Raw genomic sequence first — 20,565 nt, 5'->3', positions numbered from 1 at the left:
CCACTCCCGGGTGGGCACCATAGTCAGGCAAGCGGAGACGCTTCCCGGGATGCCATGCGCCGGATGCTCTGCGGCGGATGGCCAAGCACGCGAATGAATGCCCGGCGCATTCTTTCGGGATCGGTGAAACCGATTTTGTGGGCGATGATTTCGATAGGCTCCGCGCCACGCTCGACGCGCTGCCTGGCCACCTCGACCCTCAGGCGCTCGACGGCCTTGGCCGGCGTCTCCCCCGTTTCGGCAAGAAAGGCGCGGCCGAACTGCCGGGGGCTCAGGCAGGCCACGGAAGCCAGGAGCTCGGTCGACAATGATTCGTGCAAGTGTTCACGTATATAAGTAAGCACATTACGAATTCTGTCCGACTCGGGCTCCATATCGGCGATGGCCGAAAATTGGGATTGCCCGCCGGGCCGGCGATGGTAGACGACCAGCATCTGGGCGACCGCGTGAGACAAGTCGGCGCCATGATCCTCTTCGATCATTGCCAACGCCATGTCGATGCCAGTCGTGACGCCGGCTGACGTCCAGATGCCACCTTCTCGGGTGAAGATCCGATCGCCATCCACTTTCACCCGGGGATACTCCCGTTGCAGACGGGCGGCGTATTTCCAGTGTGTCGTCGCGCACCGGCCGTCCAAGAGGCCGCTCGCAGCCAGAATGAAGGCCCCTGTGCATACGCTTGCGATGCGGCGAGCGCCCTTGGCGACGACGTGGTTCAAGTAGTCGCAGGTTTCCGGCAATGCGTCATCGGGGTAGGCGCCAAGGCCGGCTCCCGCCACGATCACTGTGTCGTAGGCGGAAAATCCGGCCTTCCCCGTGGTGACCTCCAGCCCCGCCGAACTTTGAACGGGTCCTCCAGCCAGCGATATGACCTGGCATCCGTAAGCGTCGTCGCCCAGGAGCCTGCTGGCCACCTCGAACGCCGCCAGCGGCCCGGTCACGTCCTGGATCTGGAAGTCGCGGAATACGAGGAAAGCGACGTCCCGCGAAGCGGGACTCGCACTTGATGATGTTGGGTTCATAACACTCTTGCACAACGCTCGAAAGCAGGCTCCACCGCATCCTGGCTACAGGCCGGTGCGTGGACGAGATCTGATGGTACACACCCAGCATGGCGGCGGGTAAGACATATATACCTCAAAAACCGTCACGCCGGCACGACGAGACACAGCCTGCCAGACGCAAGGGCGAATCACGTGTTCCCGCCACTGAACGAAGAGGATTTCACCGTTATGGCGGGCATTAACTGACGCATCGCATGGTCCCAGCATCGAAATTTTCAGAATCTCCAATCGGCGCGCCATGACTCTAAAGGAGGGAACTTAGTCCTTTTGCCATTGGCTCTCCGGCCGGAGAATCTGCACTCGTTGAAAGCCTGGGATGACCCGGATTCACATCGCTCGACGCGACTCCCTCACCCGCCGGGCGGATTGTCTCGGGCCAACGAAAGCGTCTGTGCCAACGGATAGGCCGTAGAAGCGTGGCCGACGTACGCATGGCGCATTCGAGTCTTCTTACATAGCGATATCCAACATGAAGCATAGAGAGTCCAACCCTGCGTGGAGTGCAGCCGCATGACCCGTCCACGCCTTCCCTCCCGCACGGGAGCAAAACCGACCTTCCTGCGCGTGGCTCTGCTGGCCGCGGGGCTCACCGCCGCAACGGCATGCGCCTTGTTTCTACTGCCCGGCAAGAAGTCGTTGTCGGCCGGTACCTTCGAGCCTCCCACGGTATCCGTCGCATTGCCGATGCAGCGCACCGTTATCGAATGGGACGACTATGTCGGCCGTTTCGAAGCGAGCCGCCGCGTGGAAGTCCTTCCCAGGGTGTCGGGCCAAATCGTAGGGGTGCATTTCAAGGACGGCGAAATCGTCCAGCAGGGCCAATTGCTTTTCTCCATCGACCCGCGCCCCTACCAGGCCGCCTACGCCGAGGCGCAAGCCGGCCTCGCGAGCGCGACCAGCGAGCTCACGCTGGCACGCGCCGACCTCGCGCGAGCGCATCGACTGGCGGGCGACAGCGCGATTTCAAAGAGCGACATCGATCAGTTGCAGGCGCGTGTGCGGACGGGAACGGCAAACGTCGCCGGCGCTCAAGCCCGCGTCGCGCTGAAGTCACTTGAGCTGGAATTCACCCAGGTACGCTCGCCCATTACGGGCAGAGTCTCTGACCGACGCGTCGACCCGGGCAACCTGGTCATGAGCGGAGAGGCCGGTAGCGGCACCCGCCTGACCACCATCAACGCGCTGGATCCGATCTATTTCACATTCGACGCGTCGGAAGCCTTGTACCTCAAAGCTATGCGCGCACAGGAACCAAACGCAGCCCAAACCCAGGTCGAGATACGTCTTCAGGATGAGCCTGACTACGCCTGGCGCGGAAAGCTCGACTTCACGGATAACGGGATCGACCCCCGCTCGGGGACCATCCGGATGCGTGCCGTGATCGAGAATCCGAGATTGTTCCTGACACCGGGATTGTTCGGAAACATGAGGTTAGCAAGCGGATCCGGCACGCCTGCCTTGCTGATCCCCGATTCCGCGGTCCAGATGGACCAGACGCGCAAGACGGTTCTTACCGTTTCCGCAGAAGGCACCGTGCTCGTCAGGGCCATCGAACTCGGCCCGCTCATTGATGGGCTCAGGATCGTACGTGGCGGCCTGACCGCCGACGACCGAGTGATCGTCGCCGGGCAACAACACGCCATTCCAGGCGCAAAAGTACAAACGAAGCCGGAATCGGCGGCCTCCCAAAGCGGGATGGGGAACTCGACCCCTCTCATTTCCGACAGCAAGCCCGCGTCCGCGTCGTAACGATGCGCTGGCGGCTGTCCTAAAGGAAAAATCTCATGCGCCTGTCGCGCTTCTTCATTACGCGCCCGATATTCGCCGCGGTGCTGGCGATCGTCATCACGATTGTGGGTGCGATCTCCTATTTTGCACTTCCCGTTGCGCAGTATCCGGACATCATCCCTCCCACCGTGGTCGTTTCCGCGACCTACCCTGGCGCGTCGGCGGAAACCGTCGCGGAAACCGTTGCCGCTCCTATCGAGCAGGAAATCAATGGCGTAGAGAACATGCTTTACCAGTCCAGCCAGTCCACGGCGGACGGGAAGGTGTTCATATCGATTACGTTCAAGGTCGGGACTGATCTCGACGCAGCCCAGATGCTCGTTCAGAACCGGGTGGCAGCGGCCGTGCCTCGCCTGCCGCAAGAGGTTCAGCGCCTGGGCGTCACCACCCGCAAGACTTCGCCCAGTGCCCTGATGGCGATCAACCTGGTTTCTCCAGATGGCTCGCGGGATCAAACCTATCTTTCAAACTATGCCCTGACGCAGTTGCGCGACAAGCTGAGCCGTATCGACGGAGTCGGCGAGGCTCGAATTTTCGGCAGCCGTGAAGTGGCCATGCGTGTCTGGATTGACCCCCGGCGCGCCGCCGCGCGTGAGCTGACGGCCGGCGAGATCGTCGCCGCCATCCGTGCCCAAAATGTGCAGGTTGCCTCGGGAGCCCTAGGCCAACCGCCCTCCCCGAGTGCCGACGCCTTCCAGCTAAACGTTCGGACACAGGGACGGTTGAGCGAGCCGGAGCAGTTCGCCGACATCGTCATCCGCACGGATCCCGCTGGCCGGCAGACTCGCGTTCGCGACGTCGCCCGCGTGGAGCTGGGTGCCGACGACTACGGAACCAATGCCTATTTGTCAGGCAAGCCATCCATCATGATCGGCATATTTCAACGGCCCGGGACCAACGCGCTTGAAACCGGCATCACTCTCGAACGCGAGATGCAGGCAGCGGCCAAGGCGTTTCCGCCAGGGCTTGAATACCGGATTATGTGGAACTCAACGCGTTTCATCGCGCAGTCTACCGAAGCCGTCCGGGATACGCTTTTCGAAGCCGCGGCACTCGTTGTGCTCGTCATCTTCATCTTCCTGCAGAACTGGCGCGCCGCCATCATCCCCGTCGTGGCGATTCCCATCTCGCTGGTCGGCACCTTCGCCTTGCTGGCGATGTTTGGCTACAGTCTGAACAGCTTGTCGCTGTTCGGGCTGGTCCTCGCCATCGGCATAGTGGTCGACGATGCCATCGTCGTGGTTGAAAACGTGGAAAGAAACCTCGCTCAGGGCCTGAACCCGCTAGAAGCGGCTCGCATCTCGATGGACGAGGTTTCGGCGGCGCTGGTGGCCATAGTGCTGGTGCTTTGCGCGGTGTTCATTCCCACGTTCTTTCTGACCGGCCTTTCTGGGGCGTTCTACAAGCAGTTTGCGCTCACCATTTCCGGCGCCACCGTCATTTCGCTCGTCTTGTCGCTAACGCTCTCGCCGGCCTTGGCCACGGTACTTCTGCGGGCGCACACGAAGGAGAAAAGTCGGCATCAGATCATTCGGCGTATGCAGTTTGCCGGCGACTGGTTCAACGAACGATTCGACCGGTTCAGCGCTAGCTACGGCCGATTGACGCAATGGCTCGTGGTGCGCCCGAAGCGTGTCTTGATCAGCTACTGCGGACTTGTGCTGGCGACCATAGGAATTTTCTGGGTAACGCCCACCGGCTTCGTGCCCTCGCAGGACCAGAGCTATCTAATATCGATCACTCAACTTCCACCGGGAGCCTCGCTGGCGCGTACCGATGCCGTCCTGCAAGAGGTGTCCAAGCGCTTGTTGAAGATCGATGGGGTCCGAGGCACGATCATGCTGCCCGGCTACGACGCCGCGTCGAACACGAATTCCCCGAACACCGCCACCGCCTTCATCCCGCTCAAGCCATTTGAACAGCGGTCCCGCCCCGCCAGCGACATCCTCGATGAAGCACGCAAGGCCGTCTCGGACATCGATCAAGCACGGGTTCTCATCATTCCTCCTCCGCTGATCGACGGCATCGGTTCGGCGGGCGGCTACCGGATGATGGTGCAGGATCGCGGCGGCCACGGCTACAAACCGCTGGGGACGATTTCCGATCAACTCATGGCCAAGGCGAACGGCACCGAAGGTTTATCGCAGGTCTATTCATTCTTCAACACATCAACCCCCCGCATCTTCGCCGACATCGACCGGCGCAAAGCCGAGGTGCTGGGCGTCCCGCCAGATCGCGTCTTCGAAGCGCTGCAGGTCTATCTCGGCTCGGCCTATGTGAACGACTTCAACCTGCTAGGGCGCACGTTCCGGGTGGTTGCCCAGGCCGAGCAAGGCCAGCGCAACAGCGAATCCGACATTGCCAATCTTAAGACGCGCTCCGATAGCGGCGCCATGGTGCCCATCGGCTCGGTCGCCACGTTCAAGAGCGAAACGGGGCCGTTTAGGGTCGTGCGCTACAACCTGTTCCCCGCGGTCGAGGTCGACGGAGACACGGCGCCGGGCTATTCCACGGGCCAGTCGCTAGCCACGATGGAAAAGCTCGCCGACCAGATGTTGCCCCCGGGATACGGCTACGAATGGACGGGCATCGCGTTCCAGCAGAAGATCGCGGGCAACACGGCCGGCCTCGTCTTCGCGCTGGCGGTGGTGTTCGTGTTCCTGGTGCTGGCGGCGCAATACGAAAGCCTCACTTTGCCCCTGGCCATCATCCTCATCGTCCCCATGTGCCTCTTCGCGGCCATGGTCGGCGTGAATCTTCGCGGAATGGACAACAACGTCCTGACGCAGATCGGGCTCGTGGTGCTGATCGCCCTTGCCGCGAAGAACGCGATCCTGGTGGTCGAGTTCGCGAAACAGGCGGAAGAGGAAGACGGCTTGATGCCGGCCGCCGCGGCGGTGCGCGCCGCGCAGACCCGCCTGCGCCCAATCCTGATGACGAGTTTCGCCTTCATTCTTGGCGCTGTGCCGATGCTCCTAGCCTCGGGCGCGGGCGCCGAGTTGAGGCAGGCCTTGGGCACCTCCGTTTTCTTCGGCATGGTCGGCGTCACCGTCTTCGGCCTGCTCTATACCCCGACGTTCTACGTCGTTTGCCGCAAGCTCGGAGATCGGCTGTCCCGGCAGACCGGCGCCCGCTCGCTGGAATCGCGGCACGAACAATCAGGAAGCATCAAGTGATTCGATTGCACACCCTATCGATGCTGGTTGCGCCGCTGCTCTTGAGCGCGTGCGCGGTCGGCCCGGACTATGAGACACCGCCGTTCCCGGCTTCCGCGGCGGGGCCTTTCCTCACCCAAAGCGATGCGACCGCGCCCGACGCCACGCCCGTTTCCGCCGACTGGTGGAAGCTCTACCACGACCCGGTGCTGGACAGGCTGGTACAAGATGCGCTCGCCTCGAATACCGACCTGCGCGTGGCGATCGCTCGGCTCGCCCGCGCGCGCGCCCAACTTCGCCAAACGTCCGCCGATCGGCTGCCCAGCACTGAGATCGCCGCAGGCGTGAACCGCCAGCGGCAATCCGCCATCCAGGCCTCGCCCGGCGTCGATCGCGAGAATACCGTTGTCGATGCGGGCCTGTCCGTCGCGTACGAGGTAGACCTTTTCGGCCGCGTACAGCGGAACATCGAAGCCTCGCGGGGCGACTACCAAGCGGCACAGGCCGAGCTGGACGCGGTGCGGGTATCGACCGTAGCGGCGACGACCCGCGCCTATCTGGGAGCCGCCAGCGCCGCGCACCGCCTGGCCGTGGCGCGGCAGATCGTCGAGTTGCTGGACCGCTCGGTCGGCGTGACGAGCAGCAGGGAGGACGCCGGCCTGACAACTTCGCTCGACACCGCGCGTATCGCGGCGCTTCGGGAGCAGCGACGATCCGACATTCCCAGGATCGTTGCCGAGCGCCAGGCCGAGCTGTTCCGGCTCTCCCTGCTCACCGGCCGAGCGCCCAAGGACCTCCCCTCTGAGGCCAGCGCCCTCGCGGCACCGCCCACGATCCTGCAGCCCATCCCTATCGGCGACGGGATGGCCCTCCTCACCCGGCGTCCGGACGTGCGCGCTGCGGAACGACGGCTGGCGGCGGAAACGGCCAGGATAGGCGTGGTGACAGCGGATCTGTATCCGCGCGTCTCCATCGGCGCGTCGGTCGGTTCTACCGGGTTACGCCTAGACGACTTCTTCGGAAGTGGCCCGCTACGCTGGCTGGCTGGATCGCTCCTCTCCTGGTCGTTTCCGAATCAGGAAGCGATCCGCGCCCGCATCGACGGCGCGACCGCCGACGCCCAGGCGGCGCTGGCGGCGTTTGATGGGACGATATTACAGGCCTTGAGCGAAACGGAAACTGCGCTCTCGAACTACGCCCAAACCCTGGACCGGCGCTGGTCGTTGGCCGCGGCCAGGGACCAGGCGGAGAACGTGGCGCGCATCGTTCGGGCACAAGCGCGGGAGGGACGCGCCGACAGTCTGGCTCTGCTCGACGCCGAGCGCACCTATGCTGACGCGCAGGCACAGCTTGCCGAAAGCGAAGCGCGGGTCGTGAATGCTCAAGTGGACCTGTTCAAGGCGCTCGGCGGTGGCTGGGAGTCGGCCCGCGCTGACCGCGTGGTTGCCAAGTAGTTCCCCGTCTTCTGGATGGGCTCAAGGCGGATTATCCGTGGATGGAGGGCGTGGCGCATGAAGGCAGATATCCCGACGGCGATTCTTGGCTCGGCCCGCTCGTCATCCAACGCGCTCCGCGCGAACATACAGCTGAACGACATTGCCATGTTTATTGAGGTCGCGAGGCGGGGCAATTTCAGCCTGTCCGCGGCGGCGCTGGGAGTTCCTCCGTCGACGCTCTCCCGGCGAGTGAGCGGATTGGAACGCGATCTGGGAGTGCAGTTGCTCAGGCGCAGCACTCGGAAAATCGGCCTGACCGAGGCCGGCGCGCTCTACTTCGAGCGTTGCCGGGACCTCATCGATGAAGCTCGTGTTGCGCACGAGCAGCTGCATACAAGCATCGCCTGCGCCAGCGGGCAACTGAGCGTGTCGCTACCCGCCTCCCTGGCACAGGCACTCGTACCTAAAGTGATCGACGCCTTCCACCGCCGGTATCCCGATATCCATTGTCATTTCGAGTTGGGCAATCAGCACGTCGACCCGATCAGCAGCACCTGCGACATCGCGTTGCGCTTCGGCCATCAACCGAGCTCCAGCCTGATTGCCCACGTAATCAGCGCGATGACGCCGCGCCTTTACGCATCCGTTGACTATCTTGATAGGCATCGCGCGCCCCGGTCACCGGCCGACTTGGCCAGGCACCAATGCCTTGCCGGCGCGCGCAGGGGCGAGTTCGAATGGGTGTTGCGCTCCGGGGCACGAGTGGATCGGGTGCGGGTATCGGGCAAAGTCGCGGCTAACGATTCCAGCATGATCCGATCATTGGTCCGCGCAGGAATCGGCATTGGGCCCCTCATGAAGTTCGAGGCCGCAAAGGCCGGCGGCGACGACAAGATTTCCCAGGTTCTGCGGCAATGGTCTTTGCTGCCTGTGCCGCTCGTCGCCTTGCTCCCTAGCCGGAAGGTGCCGGCGCGAGTCAAGGCGTTCCTGGATTTCATTCATCCTTATCTGCAGGATTGCTGATGTCTTCAAATGGCATCTATAGCCATTGCCACGCTGATCAGCACGACTGCAGCGATGGAAGCCGCGAACACCCGCCGCGCCCAGCGCACATCGTCGCCGGCCGTAAACCCGTCCATGGCAGTTTTCAGCCAGTACAGTCCGCTTAATAGAACTATAGAGATGTAGAGATATCCCACGTAACCAAGCGCCGCCAGGGAAAGCGCGGCCACAAGAAATGCGGCAATGTACAAAACGATGCGCTTCTTCGCTTGATGCCGCCCCTTCACCAGGGGCAGTATGGGGATACACGCGGCTTCATAGTCCTTCCATCTAAACATGGCGATGGCGTACGAATGAGGCATTTGCCATATTCCGAAGATCACGAAGAGCGCGACAGCGGCCGTGTCGATGGCTCCGCGTACCGAACAATAGCCCACGACAGGCGGGATCGCGCCCGATATGCTGCCGACCAACGTGGCGTGGACCGATCTGCGTTTCAGGAAAAGCGAGTACAGGCCTACATAGACAATGTATCCGATGAGCATCAGGACCAGCGGCTCAATTCGACGCGTCGCGACATACAAAAGCCAGAACCCGACGAGACCCAGAATACAGGCAAAGGTCAGAGCCGACCTTATCGAAATGCTGCCGGCGGCCATCGGGCGCGTATAGGTGCGTTCCATGAGCCGGTCGATGTCACGGTCAATCACGTTGTTGGCGGCGCATCCGGATCCGATTACGAGCGCGACTCCAGACATCACGAGTGCAATATGAATAGCATCCACGACGCCTCGCGATGCAAGCAGGTAGCCGCCGAGGAGAGATACCAGGTTACCGGCCACGATGCCTGGCTTGACCAATTCGAAATAGGTGCGATGCATAAAATTTTGTCGGGTCGGACTGACCGCAGACAAGGAACAGCGGAACAGGCTTGGATGACAGGAAGAACCGTGATCACGCGATCGGTGGGCCAAAGCCTGGGCCTGTCGGATCAACCGGAAGTCACTGCGATACGGTCGAATGTGGCGGAGGGGTCCCTGAATTACGGAACGCTTCGTTGCAACTGAAGCTTTATACCTTCTGGACGAGAGGGCACGAAAGTGAAATGCCGGACAAAGATCCCGCAGATACCGACGCCACGAATGACCGATGACGAAGGCCGTCTTGGGACGATTTTGTTGCTACCTCGCTGTTCGGCATCATCGCTCCGAGACAGGCTTAGCCCGGCCCGGCCACAGCAGCCCCCCGGGCCGGCCCACGAGCCCACCACCATGTCATCAGACCGGCAGCCAGCACCACCGGCAACATGGCCGCGTTCAGCGCTTCCCACCCGAAGGCGTCCAGCGCCGGTCCGGCCGCCAGCGTGGCCAGCGCGGTAGCGGCATAACGCAGTATCTCGGCCGCGCCTTGCGCGCGGGCGCGTTCCGAGGGACGGTAGGACTGCGCCAGCAGCGTGGTTCCGCCGACGAACATGAAATTCCATCCCACGCCCAGGCAGCACAGCGCCGCATAGAACGCGGGCAACGACGCCGAGGCCATCGCGATCAGCGAGCAGGCGACGTTCAGTAGCATGCCGGCGCCCAGCACCCGCGGCAGGCCGAGGCGCTGGATCAGCGCGCCGGCAAAGAAAGCCGGCGCGTACATGCCGACCAGGTGCCATTGCATGATGTTGGCGCCGTCACCAATGCTGTGGCTGCACGCCACCGCGGCCAGCGGCGCGGCAGTCATGATGAACATCATCGAGACCGATCCGACTACGTTGTTGGCGAGGGCGGCCACGAACACGGGCTGGCGCGCTACCTCGCGCAGCGGTCGCGCCGGCAGACCGGCCTGGGCCAGGCCGCCCATAGTCGGCGCTTCGGCGTCGCGATAGCCGCCCCAGAGCAGTGCGGCGGACAGCAGTGCCAGCAAGGTCACCATTAGATAGGCGCCGGCGAAGGTCACTGGTGCGAACAGATCACGGCTCCAGGTGGCCAGCGCGGGGCCGACAACCGCGGCGATGACACCGCCGGCCATTACCACCGAGATCGCGCGGCTTTTGGCTGCGGGTTCGACGGCGTCGGCCGCCGCTAGGCGGTAGTACTGGGCAAAGGCCTGGAACACGCCGACCAGTGCGGTGCCGACACAGAACACCCAGAAATCGGCGTGGAACACGGCCCAAACCGATAGGCCACCGCCCGCCGCGCCGGCCAGGGCGCCCAGCGCGAAGCAATTTCGCCGGCCGATGCGCTGCATCAGCATCGAAGCGAACCAGGTGACCACAGCGCCCGCTACCGTTATCAATGCAAATGGCAGCGTCGACAACGTTCTGTTGGGCGCGAGCATATGGCCGGTCAATGCCGTCAGCGTCAAGTCGATGGAAATGGCGGCGACGAATAGGCCCTGGCAGATAGCCAAGATACGGGCGTTGCGACGGCCCTTAGTGTGGGAGGCTGATAGGGGCATAGCGCGATCGGTGGGAATGAACGGAATCGGGGGGCCGGTTCGGCAAGCGCGGCCTGGTGGGGTTGACGGGTTCGACAGGCCCGACTTTACCGAAGCACACACCAGCGCAAATGACGTAATTCCCTTAAAAACTGCCGTGCGAAACAGCGTCATATGTCCAGCGCCTCTAAGTCGGAGTCACTGCACTGTGTCGTTGAAGCGTCGCTATCAGGCTTGAAGTTCAGCAAATCGAAGAACCACAACTTGTGCGAAGCCGCCGTCAAGCTTTCGCTTTGAACTTCCGCTTTGGGTCGGGTGCGGTCTGTCGTCAAGGACAGCTCCCGGCCAGGAACGGTCGCAGGAGATCTGGGTCCGTATGGTGTGTGAAGCGCACTCAAGAGCTATTCGTGCCAGAGGCATCCAAGAGCGACGTGTCGCCCGCACTGCGCTGAAATGCGTTGAAATGCGGTGTGATGGGAAGGTCTGGGCAGCGTCCATGCACCCGTGCTAATGTGAGCTCCAGTGCACGGGAAAAGCGCCCGTTGCACCGTAAGCGTTCACGTCAACCAACGCACCTGGGACCGCCTTCGCCGCGGACCGGTGCGGCTGCGTGCTCGCGTGGGCCAAGCCTCTCGGCGTGGGCGTTTCCTTCTCGGAACCGTTATTCATGGCTCACGATTCTGCCCCCGCAGCCCCTGCTGCGCCTTTGGCCGCTGACGCGGACAAACGGCGAAATACCTGCACCGCTCTATTGGTCGCCACGGCGTTCTTCATGGAAAACCTGGACGGCACGGTGATCACGACCGCCGTGCCGGCGATGGCACGAGATTTTGGCGTCAATCCCACGGACCTCAGCCTGGGCGTCAGCGCCTATCTGTTGACACTGGGCGTGTTCATTCCCATCAGCGGTTGGATGGCCGATCGGTTCGGCAGTCGCCGCGTTTTTTCTTCTGCATTGATCCTATTCACCCTTGCTTCTCTGGCTTGCGCACTGGTCAGCAACCTTTGGGGCTTTGTGACGCTGCGGGTCCTGCAAGGGATCGGAGGGGCGATGATGGTGCCCGTGGGGCGCCTGGTGCTACTCAAGAACACACCCAAGAGCGACTTGATGCGCGTGATGTCCATGCTGATCTGGCCGGGTCTGTTTGCACCGGTGCTGGGCCCTCCGTTGGGGGGCTTCATCACGGAATACGCGTCGTGGCAGTGGATCTTTTATCTCAATATTCCGATCGGCATCGCGGCGTTGACGGCGGCATGGGTCTTGATCCCCGCCGAAGACGGTAATGAACGGCGCCCTTTCGACTGGACGGGGTTCTTCTGGATAGGCGGCGGGCTGACCAGCCTGCTGTGGGCCCTGGAACTATTCGGCCGGCCCGTTCTGCCATGGGGGCAGATCTACCCTTGCCTGGCCATGGGGCTAGCCTTTCTCTACAAGGGGATCAGGCACCTGAATTGCCATCCCCATCCTATGCTGTCACTGGCTCCCATCAAAAAGCACACCTATGCCGTCAATATCTGGGGCGGATCGTTGTTCCGCATGTCGGTCGGCGCGGTGCCGTTCATGCTGCCTCTGATGTTTCAAGTGGGGTATGGCATGGATGCGTTCCGTGCTGGGCAACTGGTGCTGGTGGTGTTCGCGGGCAACCTGACGATGAAGCTGTTCACCACGCCGGTGATGAAGCGGTTTGGCTTTCGTCGGATTCTGTTGTGCAACGGCGTATTCAACAGCCTGGCCCTGGCCGCATGCGCGTGCATCGGACCGGAAATGGGTTTTGTGCCCACTGCGATCATTCTTTTTATCGGCGGCCTGTCGCGGTCGATGCAGTTCACTGCTTTGAATACCTTGGCGTTTGCCGATATGCCCAAGGAAGACCTCAGCGCCGCCAGTTCGCTGTTCTCGACCATGTCGCAGTTGGCGCTGGGTATGGGCATTGCGCTGGGAGCCATTGCCATTCGCCTGGGCGACTGGGCCGTGCCGCTGCTTGGCCTGCGGGAGGCCCCGGGGGCCGCTTATCGATTGGCGTTCCTGTTCGTGGCGCTGGTGTCCCTGCTGGGCATGCTGGATCTGCTCGGCTTGAAACACGACGCGGGGAGCGCGTTAAATGCGCCTGAAGAAGAGAAGGAGGCTTAGGGAATTGTCCTTGTCGCGGCTTGCGCCGTGGCAAGGACGGATCGCTTCGCACGAATACCGGGCTACCACGAAGTCACCAAGTGGGCGCACGCCGTGAAAATCTCGGGCGCATGCATCGACTGAACCCGGCCCGGCGTCAGCGCAGCACCAGCGCGCGGACGTCGACCAGTATGCGGGCCGCGGTGGCCTCGTCGCCCACCGCCCGGGCCAGGCTGACCGCGCCCACAATCGCCGTGAAAATGGCGGTGGCGCGGTCGGTTGCCTGCGCCCCACCGCCCAGCGCGGCGGCAAACGTGGTCGATCGCAAGCTTGTATACAATCGCGCCCCCGGGAAACCACCACGCTTTATCGGGGTATTCCCCTATACGGAACGAGAATCGTCTAGTCTTTGGCCAGCCTGCCCTTATTCCAAGCTGCAGCGACACCCCACGCCGACCCGGTCGGCATTTGATCCACTTTTGCCCGATTGCCTGATCCCGGCGCATGTTCCCAGACGCCCGGGCGGCCTTTCGCGTGCTTGACCGCCACGGAGGTGCCCACCCCTGTCTACCTGTAAGTCCCCATAAGAAAAAAATAATCCTTTGAACCAAAAGGTCTCTAACCCATGAGAAAGTTCCTCAAAATCGTGGGCAGCCTGGCTGCATTGCTGGTCATTGCGGCGGCGCTGTTTCTTTATTGGCCGCTGCACCAGCGGTCAGTCCCGGCAGCCGAGAACGATAAGCCGGTCGACGCCGTGCTCGTCGGCGGCGGCATCATGAGCGTGACGCTGGCCACCTATCTGCAGGAATTGCAGCCGGACTGGCACGTCGAGCTCTTCGAACGTCTGGACGGCGTGGCACTGGAAAGCTCCAATGGCTGGAACAATGCGGGTACCGGCCACTCGGGCTTTGCCGAACTGAACTACACCCCCGAAATGCCCGATGGCTCGGTCGACATCAAACGCGCCATCAACATTGCCGAGCAGTTCGAGATCTCGCGCCAGTTCTGGGCGCATCAGGTCAAGGCCGGCCGCCTGGGCCAGCCCTCAGACTTCATCAATCCTACGGGCCACATGAGTTTCGTGTGGGGCGATGACCGCATCGAATACCTGCGCAAGCGCCGCGACGCGCTGGTCAAGAGCCCGCTGTTCTACGGCATGCAATATTCCACCGACACCGCCCAGATCAAGCAATGGGCGCCGCTGTTGATGGAAGGCCGCGACCCCAATCAGAAGGTTGCCGCTACCTACATGCCGCTGGGCACCGACGTGAACTTCGGCGTCATCACCAATCAGCTCACCCAGGGCCTGCAGCGCAACCCCAACTTCAAGCTGCAGCTGCAGCATGAAGTCACCGCCCTGCGCCAGAACGACGACAAGACCTGGAACGTCACCGTCAAGGACCTGAAGACCAACCAGGAACGCACCACCAAGGCGCGCTTTGTCTTCATCGGCGCCGGCGGTGCATCGCTGAAGGTGCTGCAGATGTCGGGCATTCCCGAATCGAAGAACTACGCGGGCTTCCCGGTGGGTGGCCAGTTCCTGGCCTTTGACGCGTCGTCCATCGCCGGACGCCACGACGTCAAGGCTTACGGCATGGCCGACACGGATTCCCCGCCGATGTCGGTGCCCCACCTGGACGCGCGCAAGCTCGACGGCAAGCCGGTGGTGCTGTTCGGACCGTTCGCGCTGGCCACGACCAAGTTCCTGAAGGAAGGCTCGGCGTTCGACCTGTTCTCGTCGGTGAACCACAACAACGTCACCAGCATGGTCGACGTCGGGCTGGAAAACCTGGACCTGGTGAAGTACCTGGTCAACCAGGCCCGCCTGACCGACGAAGACCGCCACGCCCAGCTGCTGAAGTATTTCCCGCAAGCCAAGCGTGAAGACTGGCGCCTGGTGACGGCCGGCGAACGCGTGCAGGTCATCAAGCGCGATCCGGAAAAGGGCCCGATCCTGCAGTTCGGCACCGAAGTGGTGACCGACAAGGACAACACCATCGCCGCGCTGCTGGGAGCTTCGCCCGGCGCATCGACCTCGCCCCCCATCATGCTGAACCTGTTGGCCAAAGCCTTCCCGCAGCAGATGGAAGCCGGCTGGAAGGCGCGCCTGAAGGAGATCATCCCGTCGTATGGCCAGAAGCTCAATGACAGCCCCGCGCTGACCAACCAGATTCGCGCCATGACCAGCCAGACGCTGCACCTGCCGTACGTGGAAGTGCCGGTGACGGACAACGCCGCGGCCAATACGGGCGTGCCGGCGGTGAACCCACCCGATGCGCCCAACCCGGCCGCAGCGCAACCGGCCCGCAACGCCAACACCGAGATGCAGGCCCTGTAAGCCAACGGGCACCGCCATCACGAAAAGCCTCGGGGGGAAGCCGGCATGCGCCGGCTTCCCCCCGATTTCTTTGCAGGCAATAAAGGTGTCAGACTACAACTTCAGAAGCGGAATTTTAGTCTGACATCATTTTTTCCTGGCGGCGTCAATCGCACGGACTTCTACAATCGAACTTAGACTCAGGCTTTGAGAGCTACCCGCCTGCCCTTGCGGCGATGCGATAATCCCCCCCGCGGCGCAACGATTCTGGACGAATCGCTCGCCCGTCGTTGAGTAAATTTCCAATAGCTAACATAGGAAACATCGACATTGTCGCGCGCCCTTAGATATCTCTCGTCGCCGGCCTTACGTTGGGCATTGCCGACGCTGGTCCTTCTGGCCGCCGCCGGGTGCGGGTCTAATTACGCCGATAGCTCGGCCAAAGCACCGCTGCGCAAGCTGAACCCCGCTCCGACGCAGGCCTATGAGATACGGCTCACCCTTGCTAATGCGTCCGATCTCTCAAGCCCAGCCGACGGCAAATCGCCGTTTACGGTAGTAGAAGGCACTGTGCAGTTCGACGCCAGCAACGGTGCCCGCTGTGGAAAATCCAACGCCCTGTCCGGCCACGTGCCGACATTGTCCAGCCACGAACCGTTCCGACTTTCCCGTATATCCGCCACCGAGTACGTGGGCACCGTGTATGCCGACATGTTGCTCGATGAGGACTATTACGGGCGCGGGGTATGCCATTGGGCATTGACAGAGGCCCGCGTCGCTTTGCGAGCGCGAGCGGACATCGCCGATACGCGATTCGTAGCCGGGCTGCCTGCGAAAAAAGTGCTCGCGGGCGGTACAGAGGCGCGCTATTTCTGGAAAGGGTATTACCCTCGATTCGAGAACGGGCAACATTCTGATTATGGAAGGAGCCAGTTGGATGCCGTTCCGGCCGATAAGGTGAACGAGTTTTTCACCGTAACGCTGACGGCCAGGAAGATCGGTGACGACGTGCAAGGCAAGTAAATAACAGGCCGGAGAATACCGGAGCCGCCCCCGAGTGGCCCGTGGAAATGCCTCCGGCCAGGCGGCAAGGTTTCTGATAATTTGATGCCTGGAAAATCAAGCACTCAATTCAGCGGAAACATCCAGGACCACCTTCCCTTGCGTGTGGCCGCCCCTATTCCTTTCCATCGCCTGGCTTGCGTCTGCCAGCGGAAACACCGAATCGATGCGGATGCGCAAATCTCTGGCCGCGAATGCGGCACTCAGCGTGGCAAGTTGCTGCCCGTCTGAGCGCGTGGCGAAGTGCCTGCCCGCCACACGCATCGCTTGCGCGCGCGCCGGGTCCGGCTTGCTGACCGTTGACACTAGAATGCCGCCGGGCTTGAGCACCGGCCAGGACCGCGATTGCGTGTCGCCGCCCACCAGGTCAAGCACCAGATCGACGCCGGAAACCTGTCGTGCAAAGTCGCCCGCGCGATAGTCAATCACGTCTGTCGCGCCCAGATCCCGAACATAGTCATGATTGGCCGTGGAAGCCGTGCCAATCACCCGCGCGCCGGCAAGCTTGGCGAGTTGCACCGCGGCACTGCCCACGCCGCCCGCCGCCGCGTGGATCAAGACCGTTTGGCCCGCCCGCAATTCGCCGTGCTCGTGCAAGGCCTGCCAAGCGGTGAGCGTGGCGGCGGGAATCGCCGCGGCCTGCATGAGCGTCAGGCCCTCGGGCTTGCGCGCCAGGCGTTGTGGGTCGACAACGATCCGGCTCGCATAGGCGCCGACAATGCCGATGAACCCCATGACCTCGTCCCCCGGCGAAAAGCCGGTGACATTGCGCCCCACGGCGATGATGGTGCCCGCAGCGTCTACCCCAGGCGTAAACGGCAGCGGCAGCGGAATGAACGCCTGCATTGCGCCACTGACAATCTTCCAGTCGATCGGGTTGACCGACGTGGCTGCCACATCAACCAAGACCTCGTCGTCGCCAGGAACGGGATCGTCAAGCTCAGCCAGGATCATGGCGTCGGGGCTGCCGTAGGCAGCAACACGTATGGCTTTCATCAGAGGCTCCCCGTCGCAACGCCGGCAATCGGCGCGTCGAACGCCCGCGCAGCTTGGACCGGATTGAAGTATTCGCGCAGGTGGACGATTCGCCCGTCACGCGCGGTCAGGAACACGACATATTCCTGCCGGTAGGTCCGCCCGGTCGACACGGCCTGCCCTTCCCCCAGCACCCGCGCTACGGCGTGGTTCGCGTCCGTCGTGGCGATGATTTCCGCATCGAAAAACCGGAAATCCTTGACCGCGCCGATAAACCAGTTCGCGTGCCGAAGCACCGCCGCCCGTCCTTCAAGTGTCAGCGGATGCCCCAGGCTCGGCCCATAGGGCAGGTCCCAAACGATTTCATCGGCAATCAGGCTTTGCCACTGCCCGTTGTCGTCGACCAGTAGCTTCAGGTGCTGCTGCAAGAGCGTTGTTGCGGTTTGCATGGAATGTCCTTCGATGTGGGGATGCACGAAGGTTAGGGGCTTGACACCTATCTGAATAGCCTATATTTCTAGATTCAATCCATCGACCGGATAGATACATGCTGGACGCCATTTCGCTGGACCAACTGCGCACGTTCATCGCTGCGGCGGACGAAGGCAGCTTCTCGGCAGCCGGGCGCAAGCTGCGGCGAGCTCAATCCGTCGTCAGCCATACGCTGGCCAACCTGGAAAACCAGATCGGCGTGCAACTGTTCGACCGCAGCGGCCGCTACCCCCGCCTGACCGAGGAAGGTATCGCGCTACTCGTGCAGGCCCGCCAGGTGGTCAGCGGCATGGATGGCTTCAAGTCGTCTGCGCGGGCAATCGCGGATGGGCTGGAACCCGAGCTCTCGGTCGTGGTGGATGTCATGTACCCGATGGCGTCGCTGACCGATGCGGTCGATGCCTTCCGCAAGCAATTTCCCCACACCCCGCTGCGGCTGTACGTCGAGGCGCTTGGCGCCGTCATGCAGCCGGTCATCGGGCAGACCTGTCGCCTGGGTATCAGCGGCTCGATGCCCTCGGTGCCCGATGGCCTGGACGCGGAAAAGCTGCTGGACGTGCGGATGGTTACCGTGGCCGCGCCAACGCATGCGCTGGCGTTAAGCAATGGGATCATCCGGGCGCCTGAATTGAAGCAGCACGTGCAGTTGGTGCTGACCGACCGCACGACGCTAACGGAAGGCGCGACGTTCGGCGTGTTCTCGCCCCAGATCTGGCGGCTGGCCGACCTGGGCGCCAAGCATGCCTTCCTACGTGCCGGCTTCGGATGGGGCCACATGCCGGCCGACATGGTGCAGGACGACCTGGATGCCGGCCGCCTCGTCACGTTGCGGATCGAGCACTTCCAGCCCCACACGCCGCCCATCGCGATGTTTGCCGTCTACCGCAGGGACACGCCGCCAGGCCCCGCCGGCCAATGGTTCCTTAACCGGCTCAAAGGTGCGCACGGCACGCCGTGAGCGTTGCGGCCCTGTCGCCGCGGTGCTATAAAGCCGTGTCGGAAAAGGCAGACTTGGTCTGGTAAGCCCAAGTCCTTTCGGTAACGAAAGCTCTGGTCTTTGGCCTCGTGCATGAGATCCCCACGACGAACATCGGGCGCTATCCCAGCGTCCAGTCGTTCGTCGGCGCGGGTGTCTGCTTGAGAAACGCTCCGGTCGAACCTCGACACAGGAGTCTTTCATGCACGATCTTCCCTCCCCCATCCATGACGTCATCATCGTCGGCGCCGGCCCCGTTGGCCTGCTGCTTGCTTGCGAACTACGCCTGTCGGACCTGTCGGTCCTGGTGCTGGAACAGGCCCACGATCCCCACTCCGCCTTGAAACGACTGCCGTTCGGCCTGCGCGGCCTGTCGGTGCCCACCCTTGAAGCCCTGCACCGCCGCGGCTTGCTGGACCCACTGACCGCGGCGCAACACGCGAATCAGGGCGCCAGCAAGATTGCGGCCGCCGCCCATTGGACCCGCCAGCCACGCCAACCGGCCGGCCATTTCGCGGGCATCCAGTTCTTTCACGACGACATCGACACGTCGACGTGGCCGTACCACCTGCCCAGCCCGGCCGGCACGGGCATGGCCGTCGACATAGAGACGCTTGAATCCGTCCTGGCGCAGCGCGCCGGCACCCTGGGCGCCGAAATTCGGCGGAGCGTCCATGTCGACGGCTTCCTTGCCGCGGATGACCACGTGACGGTTCAGTCAGGCCCGGAAATCTTTCGCGGCCGCTGGCTCGTGGGCTGCGATGGCGGGCGCAGCGCCGTGCGCAAGGCAGGCGGCATCGCATTCACCGGCACCGACCCCGAATTCACGGGCTATTCCGCAGAGGTAGAACTGGACGACCCGAGCGCGCTGCGTGCCGGCCGCCACTACACGCCTAACGGCATGTACACCTTTGCGCCGCCCGGCACCCTTGCCATGGTCGACTTCGATGGCGGCGCCTGCCATCGCGCCCAGCCCATCACCTTGGCGCACGTGCAGGCAGTGCTGCGCCGCGTCACGGGAACGGACGCCACGCTTACCGCGCTGCGGCTGGCTGCCACCTGGACGGACCGGGCCTATCAAGCGGCCGCGTATCGCAAAGGGCGGGTGCTGCTGGCCGGCGACGCCGCCCACATCCACTCCCCTTTGGGCGGCCAGGGGCTCAATCTTGGACTGGGCGACGCGATGAACCTGGGTTGGAAACTGGCGTCCACGATCCGCGGCGACGCGCCTGCCGGCTTGCTGGATACCTATCACACGGAACGGCACCCGGTGGGCGCACGCATTCTGGACTGGTCGCGCGCGCAAGTCGCGCTGATGCGCCCTACCCCAAGCACGCGTGCCCTCGAAGCCATCGTCCGGGACCTGGTCGGCACCCGCGACGGCGCGACGTATTTCGCCGAACGTGTCTGGGGCGTATCCCAGCGCTACGACTTGGGCAGCAGCCATCCGCTGGTCGGCCGCAGCATGCCCGATTTCGAACTGGCCGACGGCACAAGAGCGGGCACCCTGCTGCGCCAGGGCAAAGGCCTCTTCCTGGACTTCGCGCCTGCCGCCGCGGCGGATGCGTCTTGGGATGCGCTGTGCCGCGGCTGGCGGCAGCAAGTCAATTATGTCGCGGGTGACGCTCGTGAACGGCTGGGTTTGCGGGCAGTGTTGGTGCGGCCTGACGGCATCGTCGCGTGGGCCACCGATTCCCACCCGGACGAAACCGGGGCAGCGCAAGCGCTATCGCGTTGGTTCGGCGGCGCGTAGGAAGCTCGGCC

15 protein-coding genes are annotated in these 20,565 nt (G+C 63.0%); 9 read left to right on the top strand and 6 right to left on the bottom strand.

Annotated features, from left to right (window positions below; translation table 11 throughout):
• Positions 1 to 23 precede the first annotated feature (23 nt).
• A complete protein-coding gene (locus AC27VE_RS05905) occupies positions 24 to 1,022 on the bottom strand; it encodes a GlxA family transcriptional regulator (RefSeq protein WP_488703305.1) in 999 nt (332 codons plus the stop codon).
• Positions 1,023 to 1,574: 552 nt separating this feature from the next.
• Here AC27VE_RS05905 and AC27VE_RS05900 point away from each other — a divergent pair.
• The 4 genes from AC27VE_RS05900 to AC27VE_RS05885 are packed head-to-tail and all read left to right on the top strand — an operon-like array spanning position 1,575 to position 8,466.
• Positions 1,575 to 2,813: an efflux RND transporter periplasmic adaptor subunit gene (locus AC27VE_RS05900; protein ID WP_488703304.1), complete on the top strand. Its 1,239-nt coding sequence runs from the start codon at positions 1,575 to 1,577 to the stop codon at positions 2,811 to 2,813.
• Between the two features lie 35 nt (positions 2,814 to 2,848).
• Positions 2,849 to 6,028 (top strand): efflux RND transporter permease subunit, encoded by a 3,180-nt coding sequence (locus tag AC27VE_RS05895; protein WP_488703303.1) that lies wholly within the window; start codon positions 2,849 to 2,851, stop codon positions 6,026 to 6,028.
• Complete coding sequence (locus AC27VE_RS05890; protein WP_488703302.1) at positions 6,025 to 7,461, top strand: efflux transporter outer membrane subunit; 1,437 nt, start codon at positions 6,025 to 6,027, stop codon at positions 7,459 to 7,461. Before AC27VE_RS05895 ends, AC27VE_RS05890 begins: the two co-directional genes overlap by 4 nt.
• A gap of 57 nt (positions 7,462 to 7,518) precedes the next feature.
• Positions 7,519 to 8,466, top strand: coding sequence for a LysR family transcriptional regulator (locus AC27VE_RS05885; RefSeq protein WP_488703301.1), 948 nt, complete (start codon positions 7,519 to 7,521; stop codon positions 8,464 to 8,466).
• A 5-nt stretch (positions 8,467 to 8,471) separates the two neighbouring features.
• Here the strand turns inward: AC27VE_RS05885 and cyoE are convergent, their stop codons facing one another.
• Together cyoE and AC27VE_RS05875 are read right to left on the bottom strand one after the other, a co-directional pair.
• Complete coding sequence (gene cyoE, locus AC27VE_RS05880) at positions 8,472 to 9,326, bottom strand: heme o synthase (protein WP_488703300.1); 855 nt, start codon at positions 9,324 to 9,326, stop codon at positions 8,472 to 8,474.
• A gap of 337 nt (positions 9,327 to 9,663) precedes the next feature.
• Positions 9,664 to 10,890, bottom strand: a complete 1,227-nt coding sequence (locus tag AC27VE_RS05875; RefSeq protein ID WP_488703299.1) for an MFS transporter — start codon at positions 10,888 to 10,890, stop codon at positions 9,664 to 9,666.
• A gap of 646 nt (positions 10,891 to 11,536) precedes the next feature.
• Between AC27VE_RS05875 and AC27VE_RS05870 the strand changes: the two genes are divergently transcribed.
• Positions 11,537 to 13,000: an MFS transporter gene (locus AC27VE_RS05870; RefSeq protein WP_488703298.1), complete on the top strand. Its 1,464-nt coding sequence runs from the start codon at positions 11,537 to 11,539 to the stop codon at positions 12,998 to 13,000.
• Positions 13,001 to 13,136: 136 nt separating this feature from the next.
• Here the strand turns inward: AC27VE_RS05870 and AC27VE_RS05865 are convergent, their stop codons facing one another.
• Positions 13,137 to 13,307 (bottom strand): hypothetical protein, encoded by a 171-nt coding sequence (locus AC27VE_RS05865; protein WP_488703297.1) that lies wholly within the window; start codon positions 13,305 to 13,307, stop codon positions 13,137 to 13,139.
• A 297-nt stretch (positions 13,308 to 13,604) separates the two neighbouring features.
• Here AC27VE_RS05865 and mqo point away from each other — a divergent pair, with 297 nt between their 5' ends.
• Together mqo and AC27VE_RS05855 are read left to right on the top strand one after the other, a co-directional pair.
• The gene (mqo, locus tag AC27VE_RS05860) at positions 13,605 to 15,317 is read left to right on the top strand and encodes a malate dehydrogenase (quinone) (protein WP_488703296.1); all 1,713 of its coding nucleotides are present in this window, start codon (positions 13,605 to 13,607) and stop codon (positions 15,315 to 15,317) included.
• A gap of 309 nt (positions 15,318 to 15,626) precedes the next feature.
• Entirely contained in the window at positions 15,627 to 16,319 is a 693-nt protein-coding gene (locus AC27VE_RS05855; protein ID WP_488703295.1) for a hypothetical protein, read from the top strand.
• 96 nt (positions 16,320 to 16,415) lie between these two features.
• Here the strand turns inward: AC27VE_RS05855 and AC27VE_RS05850 are convergent, their stop codons facing one another.
• Together AC27VE_RS05850 and AC27VE_RS05845 are read right to left on the bottom strand one after the other, a co-directional pair.
• The gene (locus AC27VE_RS05850) at positions 16,416 to 17,354 is read right to left on the bottom strand and encodes an NADP-dependent oxidoreductase (RefSeq protein ID WP_488703294.1); all 939 of its coding nucleotides are present in this window, start codon (positions 17,352 to 17,354) and stop codon (positions 16,416 to 16,418) included.
• Positions 17,354 to 17,782 (bottom strand): nuclear transport factor 2 family protein, encoded by a 429-nt coding sequence (locus AC27VE_RS05845; protein ID WP_488703293.1) that lies wholly within the window; start codon positions 17,780 to 17,782, stop codon positions 17,354 to 17,356. Before AC27VE_RS05845 ends, AC27VE_RS05850 begins: the two co-directional genes overlap by 1 nt.
• Positions 17,783 to 17,880: 98 nt before the next feature.
• On the opposite strand from AC27VE_RS05845, the gene AC27VE_RS05840 reads away from it, so the two are divergent.
• Both AC27VE_RS05840 and AC27VE_RS05835 read left to right on the top strand, forming a co-directional pair.
• Positions 17,881 to 18,783 (top strand): LysR family transcriptional regulator, encoded by a 903-nt coding sequence (locus tag AC27VE_RS05840; RefSeq protein ID WP_488703292.1) that lies wholly within the window; start codon positions 17,881 to 17,883, stop codon positions 18,781 to 18,783.
• Between the two features lie 220 nt (positions 18,784 to 19,003).
• Entirely contained in the window at positions 19,004 to 20,554 is a 1,551-nt protein-coding gene (locus AC27VE_RS05835) for an FAD-dependent monooxygenase (protein WP_488703291.1), read from the top strand.
• Positions 20,555 to 20,565 lie beyond the last annotated feature (11 nt).

It is taken from the genome of Achromobacter sp. 18P8.1.1 (assembly GCF_057799415.1).
This window is presented reverse-complemented; position numbering and strand designations above follow the sequence as displayed.

What these genes read in the sequence shown, in the direction of transcription:
- AC27VE_RS05900 (WP_488703304.1), top strand. Translation starts at nt 1,575, where the DNA reads ATGACCCGTCCACGCCTTCCCTCCCGCACGGGAGCAAAACCGACCTTC.
- AC27VE_RS05905 (WP_488703305.1), bottom strand. Translation starts at nt 1,022, where the DNA reads ATGAACCCAACATCATCAAGTGCGAGTCCCGCTTCGCGGGACGTCGCT.
- AC27VE_RS05875 (WP_488703299.1), bottom strand. Translation starts at nt 10,890, where the DNA reads ATGCCCCTATCAGCCTCCCACACTAAGGGCCGTCGCAACGCCCGTATC.
- cyoE (WP_488703300.1), bottom strand. Translation starts at nt 9,326, where the DNA reads ATGCATCGCACCTATTTCGAATTGGTCAAGCCAGGCATCGTGGCCGGT.
- AC27VE_RS05835 (WP_488703291.1), top strand. Translation starts at nt 19,004, where the DNA reads ATGCACGATCTTCCCTCCCCCATCCATGACGTCATCATCGTCGGCGCC.
- AC27VE_RS05850 (WP_488703294.1), bottom strand. Translation starts at nt 17,354, where the DNA reads ATGAAAGCCATACGTGTTGCTGCCTACGGCAGCCCCGACGCCATGATC.
- AC27VE_RS05870 (WP_488703298.1), top strand. Translation starts at nt 11,537, where the DNA reads ATGGCTCACGATTCTGCCCCCGCAGCCCCTGCTGCGCCTTTGGCCGCT.
- AC27VE_RS05885 (WP_488703301.1), top strand. Translation starts at nt 7,519, where the DNA reads ATGAAGGCAGATATCCCGACGGCGATTCTTGGCTCGGCCCGCTCGTCA.
- AC27VE_RS05845 (WP_488703293.1), bottom strand. Translation starts at nt 17,782, where the DNA reads ATGCAAACCGCAACAACGCTCTTGCAGCAGCACCTGAAGCTACTGGTC.
- mqo (WP_488703296.1), top strand. Translation starts at nt 13,605, where the DNA reads ATGAGAAAGTTCCTCAAAATCGTGGGCAGCCTGGCTGCATTGCTGGTC.
- AC27VE_RS05840 (WP_488703292.1), top strand. Translation starts at nt 17,881, where the DNA reads ATGCTGGACGCCATTTCGCTGGACCAACTGCGCACGTTCATCGCTGCG.
- AC27VE_RS05895 (WP_488703303.1), top strand. Translation starts at nt 2,849, where the DNA reads ATGCGCCTGTCGCGCTTCTTCATTACGCGCCCGATATTCGCCGCGGTG.